The organism is Hyphomicrobiales bacterium, assembly GCA_017642935.1.
Classification (GTDB): Bacteria; Pseudomonadota; Alphaproteobacteria; order Rhizobiales; family MH13; genus MH13.
This window is the reverse complement of the sequence record JAEPOK010000002.1, coordinates 165,827-185,615: the sequence shown is the minus strand read 5'-3', so window position 1 is coordinate 185,615 and position 19,789 is coordinate 165,827. Positions and strand designations below refer to the sequence as shown.

The 19,789-nt window shown below is 60.6% G+C and carries 20 protein-coding genes; 3 read left to right on the top strand and 17 right to left on the bottom strand.

From position 1 onward, the window contains the following. Positions 1-9: 9 nt before the first annotated feature. Positions 10-966 (bottom strand): PhnD/SsuA/transferrin family substrate-binding protein, encoded by a 957-nt coding sequence (locus JJ917_10250; protein ID MBO6699200.1) that lies wholly within the window; start codon positions 964-966, stop codon positions 10-12. A gap of 156 nt (positions 967-1,122) precedes the next feature. Here JJ917_10250 and JJ917_10245 point away from each other — a divergent pair, with 156 nt between their 5' ends. Continuing rightward, positions 1,123-1,752: an HAD family phosphatase gene (locus JJ917_10245; protein ID MBO6699199.1), complete on the top strand. Its 630-nt coding sequence runs from the start codon at positions 1,123-1,125 to the stop codon at positions 1,750-1,752. On the opposite strand, the gene JJ917_10240 is transcribed toward JJ917_10245, so the two are convergent. From JJ917_10240 to JJ917_10200, 9 genes are all read right to left on the bottom strand, one after another. After that, positions 1,729-2,778, bottom strand: coding sequence for a histone deacetylase family protein (locus JJ917_10240; GenBank protein ID MBO6699198.1), 1,050 nt, complete (start codon positions 2,776-2,778; stop codon positions 1,729-1,731). The genes JJ917_10245 and JJ917_10240 overlap by 24 nt on opposite strands. A gap of 14 nt (positions 2,779-2,792) precedes the next feature. After that, entirely contained in the window at positions 2,793-4,316 is a 1,524-nt protein-coding gene (locus JJ917_10235) for a phosphomannomutase/phosphoglucomutase (GenBank protein ID MBO6699197.1), read from the bottom strand. A gap of 91 nt (positions 4,317-4,407) precedes the next feature. Beyond that, the gene (locus tag JJ917_10230) at positions 4,408-4,929 is read right to left on the bottom strand and encodes a TIGR02281 family clan AA aspartic protease (protein ID MBO6699196.1); all 522 of its coding nucleotides are present in this window, start codon (positions 4,927-4,929) and stop codon (positions 4,408-4,410) included. A 110-nt stretch (positions 4,930-5,039) separates the two neighbouring features. After that, the gene (gene pheS, locus JJ917_10225) at positions 5,040-6,140 is read right to left on the bottom strand and encodes a phenylalanine--tRNA ligase subunit alpha (GenBank protein MBO6699195.1); all 1,101 of its coding nucleotides are present in this window, start codon (positions 6,138-6,140) and stop codon (positions 5,040-5,042) included. Positions 6,141-6,305: 165 nt separating this feature from the next. Next, the gene (gene rplT / locus JJ917_10220) at positions 6,306-6,662 is read right to left on the bottom strand and encodes a 50S ribosomal protein L20 (protein ID MBO6699194.1); all 357 of its coding nucleotides are present in this window, start codon (positions 6,660-6,662) and stop codon (positions 6,306-6,308) included. Positions 6,663-6,700: 38 nt separating this feature from the next. Beyond that, on the bottom strand, positions 6,701-6,901 hold the full coding sequence (gene rpmI / locus JJ917_10215; GenBank protein MBO6699193.1) for a 50S ribosomal protein L35: 201 nt from the start codon (positions 6,899-6,901) through the stop codon (positions 6,701-6,703). A gap of 192 nt (positions 6,902-7,093) precedes the next feature. Further along, a complete protein-coding gene (locus JJ917_10210) occupies positions 7,094-7,585 on the bottom strand; it encodes a GNAT family N-acetyltransferase (GenBank protein ID MBO6699192.1) in 492 nt (163 codons plus the stop codon). Between the two features lie 54 nt (positions 7,586-7,639). Then, positions 7,640-8,251 (bottom strand): translation initiation factor IF-3, encoded by a 612-nt coding sequence (locus JJ917_10205; protein MBO6699191.1) that lies wholly within the window; start codon positions 8,249-8,251, stop codon positions 7,640-7,642. A gap of 144 nt (positions 8,252-8,395) precedes the next feature. Then, a complete protein-coding gene (locus JJ917_10200; GenBank protein MBO6699190.1) occupies positions 8,396-9,505 on the bottom strand; it encodes a glycosyltransferase family 4 protein in 1,110 nt (369 codons plus the stop codon). A gap of 103 nt (positions 9,506-9,608) precedes the next feature. Between JJ917_10200 and JJ917_10195 the strand changes: the two genes are divergently transcribed. Then, a complete protein-coding gene (locus tag JJ917_10195) occupies positions 9,609-10,397 on the top strand; it encodes an alpha/beta hydrolase (protein MBO6699189.1) in 789 nt (262 codons plus the stop codon). On the opposite strand, the gene JJ917_10190 is transcribed toward JJ917_10195, so the two are convergent. From JJ917_10190 to JJ917_10170, 5 genes are all read right to left on the bottom strand, one after another. Next, entirely contained in the window at positions 10,389-11,039 is a 651-nt protein-coding gene (locus tag JJ917_10190) for an ATP-binding cassette domain-containing protein (GenBank protein ID MBO6699188.1), read from the bottom strand. The genes JJ917_10195 and JJ917_10190 overlap by 9 nt on opposite strands. Before the next feature lie 2 nt (positions 11,040-11,041). Beyond that, complete coding sequence (locus JJ917_10185) at positions 11,042-12,730, bottom strand: ABC transporter permease subunit (protein MBO6699187.1); 1,689 nt, start codon at positions 12,728-12,730, stop codon at positions 11,042-11,044. 23 nt (positions 12,731-12,753) lie between these two features. Next, on the bottom strand, positions 12,754-13,980 hold the full coding sequence (locus tag JJ917_10180) for an ABC transporter substrate-binding protein (protein MBO6699186.1): 1,227 nt from the start codon (positions 13,978-13,980) through the stop codon (positions 12,754-12,756). A gap of 149 nt (positions 13,981-14,129) precedes the next feature. Continuing rightward, on the bottom strand, positions 14,130-15,281 hold the full coding sequence (locus JJ917_10175; protein MBO6699185.1) for a LacI family DNA-binding transcriptional regulator: 1,152 nt from the start codon (positions 15,279-15,281) through the stop codon (positions 14,130-14,132). Between the two features lie 112 nt (positions 15,282-15,393). Next, positions 15,394-15,669, bottom strand: coding sequence for a hypothetical protein (locus JJ917_10170; GenBank protein MBO6699184.1), 276 nt, complete (start codon positions 15,667-15,669; stop codon positions 15,394-15,396). 137 nt (positions 15,670-15,806) lie between these two features. Here JJ917_10170 and hrpB point away from each other — a divergent pair, with 137 nt between their 5' ends. Further along, the gene (gene hrpB, locus JJ917_10165; GenBank protein ID MBO6699183.1) at positions 15,807-18,269 is read left to right on the top strand and encodes an ATP-dependent helicase HrpB; all 2,463 of its coding nucleotides are present in this window, start codon (positions 15,807-15,809) and stop codon (positions 18,267-18,269) included. Here hrpB and JJ917_10160 read toward each other — a convergent pair. Continuing rightward, positions 18,266-19,306 carry an ROK family protein gene (locus JJ917_10160; GenBank protein ID MBO6699182.1) on the bottom strand — a complete coding sequence of 347 codons (1,041 nt, stop codon included), beginning with the start codon at positions 19,304-19,306 and terminating at the stop codon, positions 18,266-18,268. The two genes, hrpB and JJ917_10160, sit on opposite strands and share 4 nt — an antisense overlap. 72 nt (positions 19,307-19,378) lie before the next feature. Then, positions 19,379-19,786: a methylglyoxal synthase gene (locus JJ917_10155; GenBank protein MBO6699181.1), complete on the bottom strand. Its 408-nt coding sequence runs from the start codon at positions 19,784-19,786 to the stop codon at positions 19,379-19,381. Positions 19,787-19,789 lie beyond the last annotated feature (3 nt).

Here is a 19,789-nt window from a genome sequence, read left to right as displayed (position 1 = left end):
CGAAAAGACTTATCTGGCGGCTTGCTCCAGGCGATCCCAATAGTCGAACGCGTCGAGAAGCGGTGCATAGTCCACCATCTGGCGCGCGACAAAACCTCGGCCGCTGCCCTGGTCGATGGCGTCGAAGGCGTCGCCATCGGTGCCTGTCAGCCCGATCAGCATCGCTTGAAGCGTTTCGGCCACTGGCTCCTGTAGACCGGTGTGGATGAAGTGCGTTGACCCTGGCATCGGCCGCGAGCGCCAGAGAATCCGTAGGTCCGCACGGGCTTCATCGGAAAGCGCACTGGCTGGCTCGCGGTCGAAGAGGATCGCGCCATCGGCTTGGCGCGTCCAGCTCAGGATCGCGTCGGCGTCACCCGTTTCAAGACGTCCGACAGCCTCCACCAATGTCGCCGCAAAGGTGATCTGATCGGGTTCGAAGCCAAGCTCGGCGCGGTCAAGCTCCGCGAGCCCCACGCGATGCGCGACCACACTGCCGTCGCCAACAAGTGTGAGGCGTTTGTTGGCAAGGTCGCCGAGATCGCCAACTTCCGCATTTTCAGCAACGAGTATGACTGCAAAAACACCATCGGACCCATCGCGATTGGGTTGGCTGCCAAGCGGCCTCACGCAGCCGCACAAGCGATGCGTGGCGACGAAGATGCTGGCCGGTGCCATCGCATAACCAATGTCTTCGCGCTGCATGGCCATCATCAATGAGCGCGCATCGCGGAAGGGAACCAATTCGACCGGGCGCTGCAGAACCGCCTCCATATGATCGCGAAACGGACGATAAAGCTGTCGTTGATGGCCGGGAGCCGCATCGGCCAAAAAGCCCGCGCGAAACACCTCGCCCCCTGGCGCCGAGGGTCGGTCAACGTCTAAGGTGATACTGGCCGGTGGTGGGCCGAGCGGACGGGTGGTCACGCTGTTGTCCGCGCTCTGCGCAACAGCAAGTTCCGATCCCAAGAAAGATACAAAAGCCACCAAGACAACGCCAAAGGCCAGATTTTTCAAAGGCTTCTGAGCCATCGTCACGAAACTGCCATCCGGTTTGGTCTACCCATCTGTCGCGGGCAAGACGCCGGGTTCAACCTGCACCGCAACACATGCGCCAGCCTAGCAAAAGGGAGAGAGATTTCCATGGCCGAACCTCAGATAGATGCTGTCGTTTTCGACATCGGCAACGTTCTCCTCGATTGGGATGCGCGCCGGGTCTACCGCCCTTTGGGCATGAGTGACGATGAGATTGCGGCGTTTTTTGAGCGCGTAGATTTCGACGCCTGGAATTTGGAGCAGGACCGCGGGCGCCCTTTTGCGGAAGGCGTTGAGGCACTGGCCAAGCAATTCCCGGACGATCGCGCACTGATCGAGCGGTATCACACCCACTGGATCGATTCTATTTCAGGTCCGATCAATGGCTCGGTCGGAATCCTTCAGCGCCTGGTGGACGAGAACGTGCCTGTTCACGCGATCACGAATTTCTCCGCCGAGAAGTTTTCAGGGGAGCGCGAGCGCTTTGCGTTTCTCAACCAGTTCGGCGTGACGGTGGTCTCTGGTGAAGAGAGGATCATTAAACCCGATCCTGCCATCTATCACCTGCTTTTGGAGCGCGCTGGACTGCCCGCCGATCGCACGGTCTTCATTGATGACAGTCCAAAGAATGTGGAGGGTGCGCGTGCCGTCGGCATGCATGCCATCCTTTTCACCACCCCGTCGGACTTGCGCGAGGCGCTGAGGGGCTTTGCCCTACCCGGTGGTGTGACGGTCTAAAAAGCCCGTCAGCGTGTTGATGGCATTAACGGCCAGATCCTCTACGGCATAGCCGCCTTCAAACACAATCACCGTTGGAACGGTCACGCCACCCAGGGCGGCACCAAGCGTGAAGAAGTCTTCGTTGCGCAGGCGGAACTGCGAAATCGGGTCGCGCTCGAACGTATCGAGACCGAGCGAAATGACCACAGCGTCGGGCCTGAACGCTTCGATTTGCGCCAAGACATGGGATAGCACATTGGCGTAGTCCGGCCACAAGGTGCCGATGGGCAGCGGCATGTTGAGGTTTGCCCCTTCCCCCTCGCCCTGGCCGATCTCGTCGGCGTGACCGAGAAAGTAGGGGTACTCGTCCATCGGATCGGCGTGGATGGAGGCGAAGAACACATCGGGGTGGCCGTAGAAGATCGCCTGCGTACCATTCCCATGATGATAGTCGACATCGAGTACGGCGACCTTGCCGGCTCCGCCTTTGCGCAGAACTTCGGCCGCGATGGCCGCATTGTTCAAAAAGCAATAGCCGCCATAGGCATTAGGCATCGCGTGATGGCCGGGGGGTCGGCAAAGCGCGAACGCATGGGATAGACCGCCTGAGACGCGGGACGCAGCTGTCTGGGCCGTGGCTGCGCTGGCGGAGGCCGCTGCCCAAGTGCCTGGACCCATCGGCGTGCCGGCATCGAAAGAATAGTGACCCATCAGGCCATCCAGATGCCGGGTCTCCAGTTTTCGAAGGCCGGGCACAGGCCAGATGAAGGGAAAAGCATCGGTCGTCTCCGAGTCGCGCCCATCATCAAGCCAGCGCTGCCAAAAGCTCTCAAGGAACTGCACATAGGCCGGGTCATGGACGCGCTCGACGAGCGCCCGGTCGAGCGGGTCTGGCGCAATGATCTCGCCAAGCTCAGCTTCAGTGACGGCAAAGTGCACCATCTCAGCGCGTCGCGGAATTTCCACCGCGGGTACGAGCTTGCCATCGGCCATCTCCTTTTGCGGGTCGTGACGCGCATGATCGGGCGAGAAGACAGTCAGCATTGTGCCTGCTCCGCCTAGATGGTCTGGTTGTACGCGCCGACCTCGGGATTCTCCCGCAGGACGTCATCCATCGCCTTGAACATGTCGCGCATGCGCGCTTCTGAAACCGGGCTTTCGACCACCACGACCAGTTCCGGCTTGTTGGAGGATGCGCGGATCAGACCCCAGGTGCCATCTTCGCTAACGACACGCACGCCGTTCACAGTTATGAGTTCGCGGATCGCTTGTCCGGCAACCTGCTCGCTATTGGCGTCCATTGCTTTAAAGCGTGCCACCACCTTTTCGACGACACCATATTTGGTCTCGTCGGGGCATTTAGGGCTCATCGTCGGCGAGCCCCAGGTTTTGGGCAGATCGCGATAGAGCTCGGCCATCGAGCGCTCAGGGTTGTTCTCCAACATCCGGCAGACAGCGATTGCCGTCACCAGGCCATCGTCATAACCGCGCCCGATCGGCTCGTTGAAAAAGAAATGGCCCGACTTTTCAAATCCGGCAAGCGCACCGGTCTCGGCAACGCGGCGCTTGATATAGCTGTGCCCGGTCTTCCAATAATCGGCGCGCGCGCCATTGGCCTGAAGCACAGGGTCGGTGAGGAAAAGGCCGGTGGATTTAACGTCAGCCACGAAGGTCGCGTTCGGGTGCTGCGTGGAAAGGTCGCGGGCGAGCATCACGCCGATCTTGTCGGCAAAAATCTCATTGCCTCCATTGTCCACCACACCGCAGCGGTCACCATCGCCGTCGAAGCCCAGCGCAACGTCGGCGCCATGCTCTTTCACCGCATCAGCCATGGCGTGCAGCATTTCCATGTCTTCCGGATTGGGATTGTAACGCGGGAAGGTGTGGTCGAGCTCAACGTCAAGCGGGATAACCTCGCAGCCGATCCGCCTCAAAAGATGCGGCGCAAAGGCGCCAGCCGTGCCGTTGCCGCAGGCGCAAACAACCTTCAGCTTCCGCTGCAGCATCACCCCGCGTGACAGGTCGTCCAGATAGACCTCGGCGAACTGCGGCACGAACGTGTAACCGCCACCGTCCCGCCCTTGAGAGAGGTTGCCGAGCACGATGTCGCGCAGACGCCCCATTTCGTCCGGTCCAAAGGTGACGGGCGGATTGGTGCCCATTTTCACGCCGGTCCAGCCATTGTCGTTATGCGAGGCGGTGACCATCGCGACCGCCGGCACATCCAGTTCAAACTGGGCGAAATAGGCCATTGGCGACAGAGCCATGCCGATGTCGTGAACCTTGATACCGGAGGCCATCAGGCCGGTAATGAGCGCGTACTTGATCGACGCGGAGTAGCTTCGAAAATCATGGCCGACCACGATCTCAGGCCGCGTGCCCTGCTCGTGCATCAACGTGCCGAGCCCAGCGCCAAGCGCCTGCACGCCCATCAAATTCAGCTCAGCGGGAACGTCGGATGCGGAATGGCCGAACCACCAGCGCGCGTCGTACTCGCGAAACCCGGTCGGCTTCACCAAAGGCGTGGTTTCGAACGCGTCGGTGTTCGGCTCAAGGTCGGGCACTGGCGTTGGGAAAAGCATAGGCACTCGCGATTGGGAGGAAACGGAACGTTTACTCAATAGCCCGCGAGCATGACGGTTCCAAGCGCGGTTATGGTTGATCCGGTGTGTATCAGTTTTCCAGGATCAAACGGCCTTCTTCCAGTCGAACACCGTCAACACGGCTCAGGAACGTCATGCCAAGAAGATTTGTGCCAAGCGCGTCGTCGCGGCTGACGAGTGCCGGAACATCGCGCACGCGAATGGAGCCGAGTTCCACGTCTCTCAGGATGATCGGCGCAGCGTACTTGATGCCATTGGCGGTGCGCACGGCGACGGTGAAGTCAGACTCTTGCAGCCGATAGCCGGCCCGGCGCGCATCGCTTTCGCGAATGGCCACGGTCGTGGCACCGGTGTCGACGAGAACCGACATAGTCCGTCCATTGATTTCGACGTCGGCGAAGGCATGGCCATTGTGGTCTAGCCGGAGCACTTCATCGGGCGCAAATCGTGTCGTATCCTGGGTTGCTTGCGGCGCCGGCTGTGCCAACTCGCTGACCAGGTGTTCAGTGCGTTGGTCGTGCTCGGATACATTGAAGAGCGCTACACCGTATCCGGTGACAAACGCCACAACCACCATGATCACCAAATGCATGCCCGTCCCTCCGAGAAAACTGAAGGGGAAGTTTAATGCGAAGGGCTTGAACCTCTGCCAATCTGCCCTGAACAATGCGCCACAGGACAGAAAGGTTTCGTCAACCGTCTCTACCGGCTCAGGCCGCCGACCAGACTCGGCATGTCGAGCGGGCGAAAGCCGTAATGTTTTAGCCAGCGCACATCGGCCTCAAAGAAGGCGCGGAGATCCGGCATGCCGTATTTCAGCATGGCAAGGCGGTCGATGCCCATGCCCCAGGCAAAGCCTTGATAGACATCGGGGTCGAGCCCGCAATTGCGCAGCACATTGGGGTGCACCATGCCGCAGCCCAAAATCTCCAGCCAGTCGTCGCCCTCTCCGAGCTTGACTTCATTGCCGGACCGGTCGCAGCCGATGTCAACTTCCATCGACGGTTCGGTGAACGGAAAGTAGGACGGGCGAAAGCGCATGGTGACCGAGGGAAGTTCGAAAAAGCTCTTGCAGAACTCTTCGAGAATCCATTTCAGGTGGCCGATATGGCTTTCCTTGTCGATCACCAGGCCTTCGACCTGATGGAACATAGGCGTATGGGTTTGATCGCTGTCTTGGCGATAGGTGCGCCCGGGAATGATCACGCGGATCGGTGGTTCTTGGCTGCGCATGGTGCGGATTTGCACCGGTGAGGTGTGCGTGCGCAGTAGCAGCCGTTCGCCGTCTTCCTTTGGATTGAAGAAGAACGTGTCGTGCATGTCCCGAGCCGGATGGCCTTCGGGGAAATTGAGCGCGGTGAAGTTGAGCTCATCGGTTTCAATGTCTGGCCCTTCGGCCACCGCAAAACCCATATCTCCGAAAATCGCCGTGATCTCATCAATCACTTGGGTCACCGGATGAATGCGGCCTTCCGCTGTTGGGCCGACCAGAACCGGCTTGGTGACATCCAGCGTCTCAGCGGCAAGACGGGCATCAAGCGCGGCGTCTTCCAGCGCAGCCTTACGGGCATTGATCGCGTCGGTCAGCTTCACCTTCAGCCCGTTGAGCGCAGGGCCCATCACCTGGCGTTCGTCCGGCGTCATTTTGCCGAGGGTTTTCATTTGCTCGGACACCGAGCCCTTTTTACCCAAAGCGCCGACACGCACGGCTTCGAGCGCGGCTTCATCTTCGGCCGATTGGATCGCGCCCATGACGTCGGCTTCCAACGTGTCGATGGCGGAAAGGGTGGCGGCTTCGCTCATGGGTCAGATGTCCGACGGATTGGAGGTTGCGGGCGTTGTAGCGCTGGGGTGGAAATTGGCAAGATGCACGACGAGACGAAAAAGCCCCACCAACGATGCGCTGGCGGGGCTTTTGATCGAATGCCAGGTTGGCTTAGGCCCAAATGCCCTTAAGCCCACCTGCCCCTAAGCCAGCGCACCTTTGGCCTGGTCGACCAGCGCTGTAAATGCTGCCGGCTCATGTACGGCAAGGTCCGACAACACTTTGCGGTCCACTTCAACACCAGCCTTGGTCAGGCCGTTGATGAACGTGCCGTAGGTCATGCCCTGCTCACGAACCGCAGCGTTGATGCGCTGGATCCAGAGCGAGCGGAAGGCGCGCTTTTTGTTGCGGCGGTCGCGGTAGGCGTACTGGTTCGCCTTTTCCACGGCCTGCATCGCAACGCGGATCGTGTTCTTCCGGCGGCCATAATAGCCTTTGGCTTGCTTGATTACTTTTTTGTGGCGGGCGTGGTTTGTGACGCCGCGAGAAACGCGTGACATGGGTCAGGCTCCAAACTGAATTTTGAAAGAAAGGGCGATCAGCCGTTCGGCAGGAAGTGCTTGCGCACAACCCGTGCATCGGGTTCGGCCATCACCATGGTGCCACGGGCTTGGCGGATGAACTTGTTACTCCGCTTGATCATGCCGTGTTGCTTGCCGGCCTGGGCAACTTTGACCTTGCCGGAGGCAGTCAGTTTGAAGCGCTTCTTCGCGCCCGAATTGGTCTTCATCTTGGGCATTTTGCTCGTCTCATGTTGGCCCGAGCGAAAGAGATGCGCGGGCGAAGGTTACGCAGCCTGATAAAATCTGGCGTGAGCGGTTCAGCAAACACGGCAGCCCAACACTGGCCGGCCCGCTGATGAAGGCGGTGCTATACCGCCAAAGAACCAAGGGGGCAAGGGGTTGGGCAGCAGAATGGCGCGTTACGGTTCTTAAGGCCGATCGAGGTGAAAATCGGCGCTATCGACCCACTGATCACCCACCTTTATTGTCTTTTCCGCAAAACCCGTTTCGGCAAACCCAAGGCCTAACAAAAGTCTGCGTGAGCGTTCGTTGCGTGGATCAATTTCCGCCGTGATGTGGTCCCAGCCATGATGTTGGAAAGCGCGGGCGATCAGCACGGTCAAAGCCTCTTTCGCCAGACCCTTACCCCAGTGATTGCGGTGCAGGATGTAGCCAATTTCCGGTTTGCGCCAAAAGCCGGCCTTACCGATGACCGTGCCTTCAAGTTCGACGACGAAATCATCACTCGTGACGCCGTCCGAGGTCGCCATCCACCGTACAAAACGTTCCGTAATCGTGATGTCCGCATGCGGAAGCGTGTCCCAATAAGCCATGGCTTGTGGATCGCCGAAGACCTCGAAAAGCGCGGGCGCATCCTCAAGACGCGCACGGCGTAGGACAAGTCGGTCGGTGTTGATCATGCCTTCATCGACTGGTCATCAAAAAACCCCGCCGAAGCGGGGCTTTTCCAATCTCTAATCCTCGCCGTCATCCGGCCCGTCATTTTCAGGCTCGTGTTCGCCTTTGACGTCGATCTTGCCGACCATGGCCGGTATCGGGGCCAAAACCATCATCATCTGGCGGCCTTCCATCTTCGGATGGGCTTCGACCTTAGCGTACTCCTCGGTTTCCGCCTTCACCTTCATCAAGACATCCATGCCGAGGTTTTGGTGCGCCATTTCGCGGCCACGGAAGCGCAGCGTGAACTTCACCTTGTCGCCGGAGTTAAAAAAGCGGCGGGCGTTGCGCATCTTCACGTCGTAATCATGCGTGTCGATGTTCGGCCGCATCTTGACCTCTTTCACCTCAACCGTCTTCTGCTTCTTCTTCGCTTCAGCGGCCTTCTTTTGCTGCTGATACTTGAAGCGCCCATAATCCATGATCTTGCAGACCGGAGGATTGGCGTTGGGCGAAATTTCCACCAGGTCGAGCCCGGCGGATTGGGCAAGTTCCAGAGCCTCGCGGGTATCGGTTTCTCCGCGATTGTCTCCTTCAGCGTCGATCAGCTGAACGGATGATGAGCGGATTTTGTCATTGATGCGCGGGCCTTCTTTGACAACGGCTTGTGAACGGTGTGGACGGCGAATGGTGATGTCTCCTAGGACGTTGATCTTTTGGGGTGAGGAGTTGTGCCGCAAGCGCGCGCCTGTGGCAAGATTGCACAGGGCAAAGTTAGCGGGTTTGATCGTGGTTTCCGGGTGAATGGACGCTTTTTACCGCTGATCGGATGCTCAAGGCACCAATCGGCGGTAAACGGCAAGGGTTGCCTGGCACATGGCGTCCAGCGAAAAGCGAGCATGAACATGCTCTCTTGCCCGCCCGACATGGGCATCGCGCGCTGCCCCTTCAAGGGCAAGGGCTTCACGAATACCGTTGCAGAGCGCCATCGGGTCGCCCGGCTTCACATGCCAACCGGTGCGCGCCTCGTCGGCGACAAGTGGTGGCGCGAGCACGGTTTCAGGCACAGCGCCGAGTTTTGACACGACCACCGGCACCGCAGCAGCTTGCGCTTCGACCGCGGCGCGCCCAAAGGCTTCCGGCTGTGTTGACGGTACAATGCAGACATCGGCCGAGGCGAGCGCGCGTGGCGCATCGACATGGCCTACCAGGTGAACGCGGTGGGCGACTTCGGCCCGATCGGCGAGGCGGATCAGACTGTCACGATAGTCGGTGCGGCCCTGATCATCACCGGCCAGAACCAAATGCACGTCTTCCGGCAGACCAGCCAGCGCGCCAATGGCAACGCTTTGCCCTTTCCATTCGGTGAGGCGGGCGATCTGCACCACTACGTGAGCGTTTTGGGGCAGGCTCCAATCATAGGGTTCAGCAGAACCGTCATAGAGGGTCAGATCGGTGCCGCGATGGATGACTGTCAGTTCATCCTTCGCAAATGGATAGCGCGCGGCAATGCTGTCGGCGGTGAACTGCGAATTGGCGATTACCACATCACCGCGTGCCATTACCGAGTTGTACCAACGCTTGAGACCGTTCGAGGCCTGGTAGGCCCCGTGGTATGTCGTGACAAACGGGATTTTGGCAGAGCGCGCCGCCATTAAACCTGACCAGGCCGGCGCGCGACTGCGAACGTGGATGAGATCGATCTTCTCGCGTTTGCAGAGCGCACCAACCCGCCGGGCGTTGGCGACAATCGTCAGTGGGTTTTTGGACGCGACGGGTAAAGTGATGTGCCGAGCGGCGCCTGGCAGGTCGGCGACCATGCGCCCACCTTCACTCACAACAAACGCCTCATGTCCTGCATCGACCAGTGCATGGGCAATATCGACGGTGGTCAGCTCCGCTCCGCCGGTTTCAAGTTCTGGAACAATTTGCAGGACACGCAAGGCATAGAGCTTTCTAACGGCCAGCAGGGCTGGCGAAGCGATGGGCGCTTGCTATACCGCCGATTAACGAAACGCAAAATGCAAACGCGGAGCGTCCAATCCCATGTCCCCTTCCTTCTTCGACCGTGGCTCGCACAGGCTTGCCTTTGAGAAAACCGATGGTAACGCGCCAACACTTGTTTGGCTCGGCGGTTTCCGCTCCGACATGACGGGCTCCAAAGCCATGAAGGTTGAAGAGTACGCCAAGGAGCGCGGCCAGGCCTGCCTGCGGTTCGACTATGGCGGGCACGGCCAATCTTCCGGTGCGTTCACCGACGGGACAATCGGATCCTGGCGCGAGGATGCGGCAGCCATGATCGAGGCCGAAGCGTCCGACGAAACGATTCTGGTCGGTTCCTCCATGGGTGGATGGATCGCGCTGTTGCTGGCCATTGAGGAAGCCAAAAAAGCCAAAGCCGAAGGGCGTGCTAGCCGCATCAAGGCGCTCGTCCTGATCGCGCCTGCGCCTGATTTCACGCAAAAGCTAATGTGGCCGAAATTTTCAGAAACCCAGCAGCAGATCATTATGAATGAAGGGCAACTGGTCGAGCCCAGCCCTTATGACCCTGAACCCACCATCATCACGCGCGCCCTGATCGAGGACGGCAAGAACCATCTGATTCTCGACGGCATGATCGAAACGGCCTGTCCGGTGCGCATCCTGCAAGGCGTTGCCGATCCCGATGTCCCGCACACCCACGCGCTAAAACTGATGGATGTGTTGGCCGGCGAGGATGTGGTGATGACACTGATCAAGGATGGCGATCACAGGCTGTCGCGCGATGAGGACTTGGCCACACTTGTCCGTGTGCTCGATGCGCTGCCGAGCCAGGCGCGCGGGGCCTTACTTTAGGACGAAGACTTCGCCACCAGCCGCCTCAGCGTCCGCCGGATCATGGGTGACCAAAACCACTGGCAAGTTGCGCGCCTTTGCGTGATCGAAAACCAGTTGGCGCATCTCTTGGCGCAGCGCCGCGTCGAGCTTGGAGAAAGGTTCGTCGAGCAGCAGTGCGCGCGGCTGTGAGAGCAGCGTGCGTTGCAGAGCCACCCGCGCCGCTTGCCCGCCCGACAAGGTCGCCGGGTCGCGCGGGCCATAGCCTTCCAGCCCGATCGCTGTCAGCGCCTCCTCGGCAAGGTTTTGACGCTCGCCACGCGCCTTGGAGACCGCACGCGGAATGGCGATCATAACGTTGCCGCAAACCGAAAGGTGCGGAAAGAGCAGCGGGTCCTGGAACAATAGCCCCATGCGCCGCGTCTCGGCGGGCAGGGCGAGCACATCAATGTCGCCAAGGAAGACCGAGCCGGAAAGCTCGAACACCGGTGACAACGAGCCTGCCAAGGCGTGCAAGAGCGTCGATTTGCCGGAGCCGGACGGCCCCATCACGGTCAGCACATCGCCGGGCGCGACCTCGGCGCTGATTTCGATCAGCGTGTGACCCTCAAGCGTGATGGTCACTGCATCTAGGCGCAGTGTGTCGGTGGTCGGCGTTTTCATTCTCATCGGGTTTGCATGCCGCGGCGGCTGCGCGCAAGGAAGGCCGGCACGGCAAGCGCGATCCAGAACGCAACGAACGGCAGCAGCGCTTGCAGACTAGCCGCCACAGCCAAGGCCCGCCGATCACCCCCCGCGGAGAGAGCAACGGCCTCGGTTGTCAGCGTCGGCACACGTCCCGCACCGATCAGCAGGGTCGGCAGATACTGACCGATGGAAACTGCGATGCCGATCGCCAGCGCCGTTAGCAAAGGCCCGACCATCATGGGCAGCCGAACCTGAAACAGGCGCCGCCAGTATCCCATGCCAAGTCCCGCCGCCACCTGCAGCATGCGCCGATCGAATCGGCGATAGGGATCGGCGAGCGAGAGAAACATGTAGGGCAGGATGAAGACCAAATGGGCGAACATCACCGAGACCATCAACCCATCAGCGCGAAGCACGACGCCAAGAAACTGCAAGCCAAATAGAAAAGTCACCTGCGGCACCAGCAGGGGCACATAGAGGATTAGAAGCGAGCGGTTGCCGCCGGTGCGCCCGGTCGCGTGCTCTACTTCCAAGCAGCCGACGATCAGGATGGCCGCGATCAGAGTCGGCACCACGGCAACGACCAGCGACGTGGTAGCGAGCTCCATAGCGCCGCCGCCGAGCTGATCCCAGACGCGCAATGTCCATGATGCGGGAAAGGTGTCGGGGAAGCGCCACCGGCCGGCGAAGGACCAGAGGATGAGAAGTACCAGGCCAAGCGCGATAGCGAGCATCGGCAGCAAGGAAACCACCAAGCCGACGGCCCTTGGCACTGCGCCACCACCGGAGCGAATGCCAGACGCCGTGACCCGCATCCATAATCGGGCCGCTACCCGCTCGCCGAGCATCCAAAAGCCGAGCAAGGACAAGGTCAAAAGGATTTGGATCAGCGCGGCCGCGGCAGCTGTGAAGCGGGTAGCAAGCTCAGGGTCGGACGCCCATTCCAAAATGCGCACCGGCAAGGGCGCCGGCGTTGTCGGTCCGAGCACGATGGCCACGTCGGCAACAGAGGAAGCGTAAGCGATCACAGCGAACAGCGGCAGTCGGATCAGTTGGTAAAGCTGCGGCGCAATGGCGATAAAAAAGCCGGTGCCGCGACCATAACCGAGGGAAGCCATCACCATGCGTCGCCGCGAACCGTCCAGCGCTGGCAAGGCCGCGAGCGCCATGAGCAGGAGAAACGGCATCTCCTTAGCGACCAGCCCCGCGACCATGGAGAGGCCCCAAAGATCGTTGACGATCAAGAGATCGGGTGGTCGCTCCCAGCCGGTGAACTCTGGCGAGATCAGCCGGAATAGAAAACCCGAGGGGGCGATGAGAAAGGCAAGGCCGACGGCAGCTGCGGCGTGCGGCACGGACAAAAGCGGCGCGACCATACGGCGGACGGCCGACAGGCCTTTGGTATCCCACACGCAGGCAAGCAGCAGAAAAGTAAGAGCTAGGGCGATCAGCGGAGAAAGCAGGCCAACTAGCGCGGCAAGGCCGATCGACCGCCAGATGCCAGGCGCCGACAGCACGTCGCGTAGCGGGTCGAGCGACAGGCCCATACCGCCCAGCGGAGGAAAGTAACCGAAGGCTGGCAGGAGGGCTGCTATCAGCCCGGCGGCCACCGGCACGATCAACAGAGCAATCGTCAGGCCCGGCGCAAGGCGTAGCCAGTTCGGCACCCAGTCAGCCTCAGCCTAGACGCCTAACCGCCCTGGTAACGAGCCGCCCACATGGCTTCGATGGCTGTCAACCAGCTGGTGTGTGGCTCGGAAATTGCTGGGCCAAGCTCGCTAGGCGTTAGTGTCGCCGGACCTAGATCAAGCGCGGCGAAACCGTCTTGGATGTTTTGATCAAGCGCTGCAATGTCGAGGACGGTGAAATCGCCCCAGACCGCCGGATCCTGTTTGCGCAACTGGGCAATCGGCGACATCAGGAAGTTGGCAACCACCAAAGCCGCTTGCGGCGCGTTGGCATTGGACGGGATCGCCACGAAATGGGAATTGGCGATCATGCCATCATCCAGGACGAAGGATCGCGTCGAGGCTGGAAACTCATCGCGAGCAATCGCGCCGGAAGCCTCGGCTGGATTGTTGGCAAAGCCGATGACGATCTCACCGTCGCCGAAGAGCTGGCGCAGCGCGGCCTGGTTCGCAGGAAAGGTTCGCCCGGAGCGCCAGAGGTGCGGGTGCAACTCATCGAGATAAGCGAAAAGCGGCGCCAACGCTTCTTCGGCTTCCTGCTCAGGTAGAGGCGCACCAAGACGATCACGGTCGTCGATGGTGTAGGCAAGCAGAAGTTTTAAGAAGGTCGAGCCGAGAAAGTTTGGCGGTTGCGGATAGGTGAAACGGCCTGGATTGGCCTCTGCCCAGGTGAGCAACTCGTCCAGGTTCGACGGCGTTTCGTCGATCGCTTCGCTATCATAATAAAAGGAGAACTGAACTGTGCCCCAGGGTGCTTGAAAGCCCTCGACCGGAACGGTGAAATCGGTGGTCAGCGACGGGTTGCCGGCCACATCAACAAGCTCCCAGTTCGGCAGGCGATGCGCCCAGCCTTCGTCATCCGGGGCGTAGAGCAGGCCCGCATCTTTGAGCGCAATGAAGTTTTCCCCGTTGATCCACACCAGATCGACCGAACCGCCACTGTCGCGGCCTGCTGCGGTTTCCGCGAGCACGATGCCGACCACGTCGGCCGTATCGGTCACCCGCACATGCTCAACCTCTATGCCGAAGCGGGCCTCAATCTCATCGCCCGCCCATTCGATATAGGCGTTGATCGTCGGGTCGCCCGACCAGGCATGGAAGAACACGGTCTCGCCGCGTGCGGCATCTGCCAAGGCGTCAAAATCGGCCAGACTGTCGGCAGATGCCGGTGCAGCGCCGAGAAGTGCGGCGGAGAGAACAAGAGAGCGAAGAGCGGTTGATCCGGTCATGACATTGGGCCTTCATTGAACGGTGAGCCGTAAGACGGGGCGGGCGAGAACGCACTCATGCCCGGCGACACGCACACATGCACATCACAAATGGTTGAGATAGATAGGAGAGGTTGGCGCGGCGCAAAGGCTGCCACGTGCGTGTCGGGTTAGAGCACTGGCCGCGGTGCTGGGCCATGGCTTGAACGAGCCACAAATTCTGCCTCGATCCCGGCATTGAGGTCCGGCGAGTCCGTGCCTTCGACCTGCGCAAGAACGCAGTCAGCGGCAAGACGTCCGGCTTCGCTCAGCGACCAACTGACGGTTGATAGCCCGCCGGAAAGCCACGAGGCGAGTTGGCTTGAGCCAATGCCGATGATCGATAGTTCTTCCGGCACAGAAAGCCCGCGATCGCGCGCAGCCATGTAGAGCGCGACGACAGTCCGCTCACAGCCGCAGAAGACAGCGGTCGGGCCTTGGGGCTTGCTATCGAGAATGCGCGTTGCACGCTCGGTCAACGAGATTGCCGTCTCCGTGTCATAGAGGGGTAGCCCTCCCACGGAATCGGTTTCCGATCCTATGCGCGTGCTACTGATGAAGTGCGCGTTGCGGTTACCACAGGACGCTGCCAGCGTTTCGCTGTGCAGCGCTTGGATCGCCTGAGGTGCATCGCAACCGAAATAGGCAAAGCTCATATGGCCGAGCGAATTGAGATAATCGACCAGGCCGTCGAGCACCGCGCTGTCATTGATCCCAATGGTCGGCAGCGCGCCGGTGTGGGAGGATCGCACAGACGTTCCCCCAATCACGGCTGCGGGAACGCCATGCTCCAGCGCCAACGATATCCTGGCATCGGCTGGAAAGGCGGCGCTCAAAACGAAGCCATCAGTACGCCGGTCTTCGATGAGTTGGCGCATCGTGTCTTCGGCGTGATCCATCCGGTCGGCGAGCGACACCATCAATCCATAGCCACGCGAGGCGAGCGTGGTCGACAATGCGCCAAGAAAAGTCCGCTCGACCGTCATCCAATCGGAGCCAACTCCAATGTAGGAGACCATATCATTGCGCCCGGTCGCCAATCGTCTTGCGGCCCGGTTCGGCTTGTAGCCAAGCTCGGCGGCAGCCTGCAAAACGCGGGCACGGGTGCGGTCGGCGATCTCGGGATAGCCATTGAGCGCCCGCGAGATGGTGCCCTTTGACAGGCCCAAATGCTGCGCAAGCGCTTTCAAATCAACCGCGTGCGATCCAGGTTCGCTGGCGTTGCTGGAAGCGTTTCGGCGATTGGGCAAAGGCGGTGTCGGTTGGTCTAGAATGCGCGACATGATGGAGCTCCTAGCCCCAACTTAGCGCATTTTTGGAAATAAACTACAATATTATTGCCCAATAGGGGTACTACGGTGCGTTTCCAGACCGCTAGCGGCCGACGGGATTTGTCTACCGTAGCGTAATGTAGTTGGCGTCATCGATGCGAATGGCCACGTCGAGCCGGTCTTCGCGCAAGGGTTGCGAATCGCTAAGTTCGCTGGGATCTGTGGGGGAGACGCGCGCATCAGAGCGCAAGGCCTCCGGCGATCCAAAACGCGTAACGTTCTCCATCAAGCCGATAACGACCAGCCCAATACACAGGCCAAGCAACCCTGCACGCAGGAGCATGGGGCGAGCGAGTAGCAGGCGCGCGCGCATGGAAAGCGTTTCATCGCGACGGGCCATAGCTTCAACTCCCACAAGAAAACTTACTCAAAGCAACACACCCAACTGAACGCATGGGTCGGACCGGTTTAGCGCTTGCCGTTTAACGCTGGGTTAAGGTTGACAAAGCCTGATCTGGCGCGAATGGCACGCTACGTATGACGACACCGCCTCATTCTCCCTTGCCCATCGACGCCAGTATCCAGGCTGTTCGCAAAGCGCTGGCGGCAGGCGGCCATGTGGTGCTGATCGCGCCACCGGGCGCCGGCAAGTCCACGCGCTTGCCGCTGGCGTTGGTCGATGAGCCTTGGCTTGCAGGGAAAAAGATCGTGTTGGTTTTACCCCGGCGCCTCGCCGCGCTTGGTGCGGCACGTCGGATGGCAAACGAACTGGGTGAGGGCGTTGGCGAGACTGTCGGCCACCGGGTTCGTTTCGACACCAAGGTGGGCCAGGCAACCCGGCTCGAAGTGGTCACCGACGGGGTGTTCACCAGGATGATTGCCGATGACCCGGAACTCGCTGGCATTGGCTGTGTGATGTTCGATGAGGTGCATGAACGCGCGCTGGCTGCCGATCTTGGATTGGCGTTTGCGCTCGAAGCGCAGAGCGCATTGCGACCCGACCTGCGGCTGACGGCGATGTCGGCGACGGTAGATGGCGCAAAATTTCAAGTGTTGCTCGAGCCGCACGGCGGGTGCCAGAGAATCGAGAGCGACGGTTCGATGTTTCCTGTCGCAACGCACCACGAACCCTCCGGCCTGCCTGCGCCTCAGGCTGTCACCGAAGTCGCATTGGATGCGCTGCGTCGGTTTGACGGCGATGGCCTCATCTTCTTGCCCGGCCAGCGCGAGATTGAGACCGCCTGCGGTCTGTTGCGTGAGGCGTTAGGGAACCAAGTCGCTATCCATGCGCTTTACGGCGCGGTTACGCGCAGCGCCCAGGATGAGGCGCTGCGGCCTGACCCAAGCGGCCGCCGCAAGCTCGTTGTCGCCAGTGCGATTGCGGAGACCAGCATCACCATTCCTGGTGTGCAGTTCGTGGTAGACTCCGGCCTTGCTCGACGCCCGATCTACGATCCAGTACGTGGCATCACGCGGCTGGAAACCAAACCGGCCAGCCGCGCATCAATCGATCAACGACGCGGGCGGGCTGGACGCACGGCGCCTGGCGATTGCATCCGGCTCTGGCGGCGCGAGGAAGAGGGCGGTCGGCCTGCCGAGGATCGGCCGGAAATTCTCGATGCCGATTTGGCAAAGCTGCGCCTTGATATGGCGCTATGGGGCGCGCTTGAGCGAACCAGCCTTCCTTTTCTCGATCCACCGCCGGAAAGCGCCTGGGAGCAAGCCGGAGCATTGCTCAAAAGCTTGGGTGCCTTGGATGCCAAAGGGGCGGCAACAGCGTTCGGTGCGCGGATGGCCAAGCTTCCGACACATCCACGCCTGGCCGCGCTGCTGGAGCGGGCGAACGCAGGTGGGAAAAGCGATGCGGCCTGGGCGGCGTTGCTTGCCGGGGAGCTCAATGAGCGTGGACCATTGGATGGTGCGGAACGATTGCGGGCGGCCCTACAAGACCGGCGACAAGCCAAGGCGCTGAAAACACTGCATACGCGGCTTCTTGGTCGCTCTGAAGCGAAGCCACCGCCCAATGATGCGGTGCTGGTCCACCATCTGCTGCACGCCTATCCCGACCTCATCGCCAAACGCGATAAGGATGACGGCCAACGCGCCATCTACAAACTGGCGCAAGGCATGCAGGCTGGGATGGAAACCCATCATCCTTTGGCCAGCGAACCATTCTTGTTGGTCCTGGATCTGGGTGGCGGGCGAAAGAGCGGGGCCGCCCGCGTGCCAGACATCCGTCTGGCGTTGCCCTTGTCCGAAGACCAACTGCGCGACGGGCTCGGCCATCTGATCACAAGGGTTGAAACCAGGACGTTCGATCATGCTACCTGGTCGGTGCGCGTGCGTGACGAAACCCGGATCGGTGCTCTGATGCTTGCGGCGGATGCACGGCCAAGGCGCACCGGGCTCAACGCTTTGTCTGAGATCGCAAGCCATCTACGGAGCAAGGACTTGGAAAGCCTCACCGCACGGGACAAGGCTGCTGGCGCGCTCCTATCCCGCCACCAAGCCTTTCATGCATCGCGCGGTGAGTCCGACGCGCTGCTTACGCGGCTCGAAGCCTGGTTGCCGACCCTGCTGGAAAGTGGCGAAGCGCCGCCCTTTCCCGACAACGTTTTGGAAAAGGCCTGGCGCGCGGCACTCGATTGGGAGGAAGCGCAGGCGTTCGACAAGCAATGGCCGGCATCTGTTGCGCTTGGCAGTGATCAGCGCGCGCGCATTGCCTACGATCATCCCGCTGGCCCGACGATATCCGTGCGCCCGCAGATGCTTTACGGCCGCGATGATCATCCAACGCTCGGCGCCGACCAACAGCCGGTGCTCATTGAATTGCTTTCACCCGCGCAACGTCCGATCGCGCTGACTGCCGATCTGCCAGCCTTCTGGCGCAAGGGTTGGAAAGATGTGCGCAAGGATATGCGCGCCCGCCATCCCAAACACGATTGGCCGGAAGAACCCTGGAAGGGACCGACAAAGCAATCCAAAAACAGAGGCAGTTAGACCTCGGCGCCCTCACGAACCCACATGCGGTCACCGACATCCACCATGAAGCGGGTCGGTGTTCGGGCGAAACTGCCAAGACCCGCCAACGCCGGGCGCTCATGGGTTACGACCACGGTGGCAAACTCGTGCAGGTTTTTCTCGTGTGGATAACCCGCCTCGAAAACCGCGCGGAAATCGGAGCGGTCGATAAACGGCAGGATGCGTGGCGGTATGCCGCCAGCGATGAATACGCCGCCGGTTGGCATGACTGCAAGCGCCAGCTCGCGGGCAACGCGGGCCAGATAAACAACGAAATGCTCGACCGCTTTGGTGGCCAGTTTATCACCGGCATTGGCGGCTTCGGTGATATCTGCGGCTTTCACGAGCGGCGCATCCACACCATCAATGGCGCCAAGGCCATGGTAAAGCCGTTCCAAACCTTCGCCGGAAACCAGTTGCTCACCACCAAGACGGCGCTGGCCACCCTGTGTCAGATGCGCAAAGAGGCGGTCATCTTCTTCGTTTTCTGGCGTGATCGCGACATGACCGCCTTCTCCTGGGACCGTGATCCACATCCCCATGGAGTCGACCAAGGTCGATGCGCCAAGACCCGTGCCAGGACCGAGTACCAGTTTGGTGCCGCGCCGCGACGGTGTTTTGGTGCCAATCACATGCCAATCATCAGGCTGCAGGTCGGGCAGGGCTAACGCCTGGGCTTCGAAATCATTGATCGCAATCACGCAGTCGAAGCCAAGTCGATCAATGATACGCTTGGGATCGATTTCCCAATCGGCATTCGTCAACTTGAACGTATCGCCAATGGTCGGGCCGGCCACGGCCAGGATCGCCGACCTTGGGATCAGCGACGTCTGATCGAGAACGCCAGCCTGAATGGCCGACTCCACATCGCTGAACTCGCGCGTGCGAACCTGCGCGAAGCCCTGTTCCTTGGCATGAGCATCGCTGACCAGCGCAAAGCGGGCATGAGTGCCCCCAAGGTCCGCAATCAAGACGGGGAAAGGGGTAACGAGTTCTGGGCGACGACGTTCAGCCATGGCATGGGCCTTGAAAAGAATACCAGCAGGAAGCAGCGAAGAGGGCGGCAGAGCGCCGCATTTGAAACCGCTTTAACGGTCAGGGACAGTGGCGACAAGGTCCGTCAAAAGCGCTTCCGCCGTCGCCAGGTTGAGCGCCATGGGGACATTGTAGACAAGCGCCAATCGCATCAAGGCTTTGACATCCACATCGTGCGGCATGGGGGACAAGGGATCAACGAAGAAGAAAAGCGCATCAATTCCGCTTTCAGCGATCAGTGCGCCAATCTGCTGATCCCCACCCAGCGGGCCACTTTTGAGAAGTTGAACCGGTAAATGTGGCGCCGCGTCCTTGACGCGCCCACCTGTGGTGCCGGTGGCGACGATCCTGTGGCCGCGCAGCCGCTCGGCATGGCGTTTGGCAAAATCCACCATCTGCTCTTTTTTGGCGTCATGCGCCACAAATGCGAGGGTGAGGACGGGGTCGGACGGGCTTTTCATCGC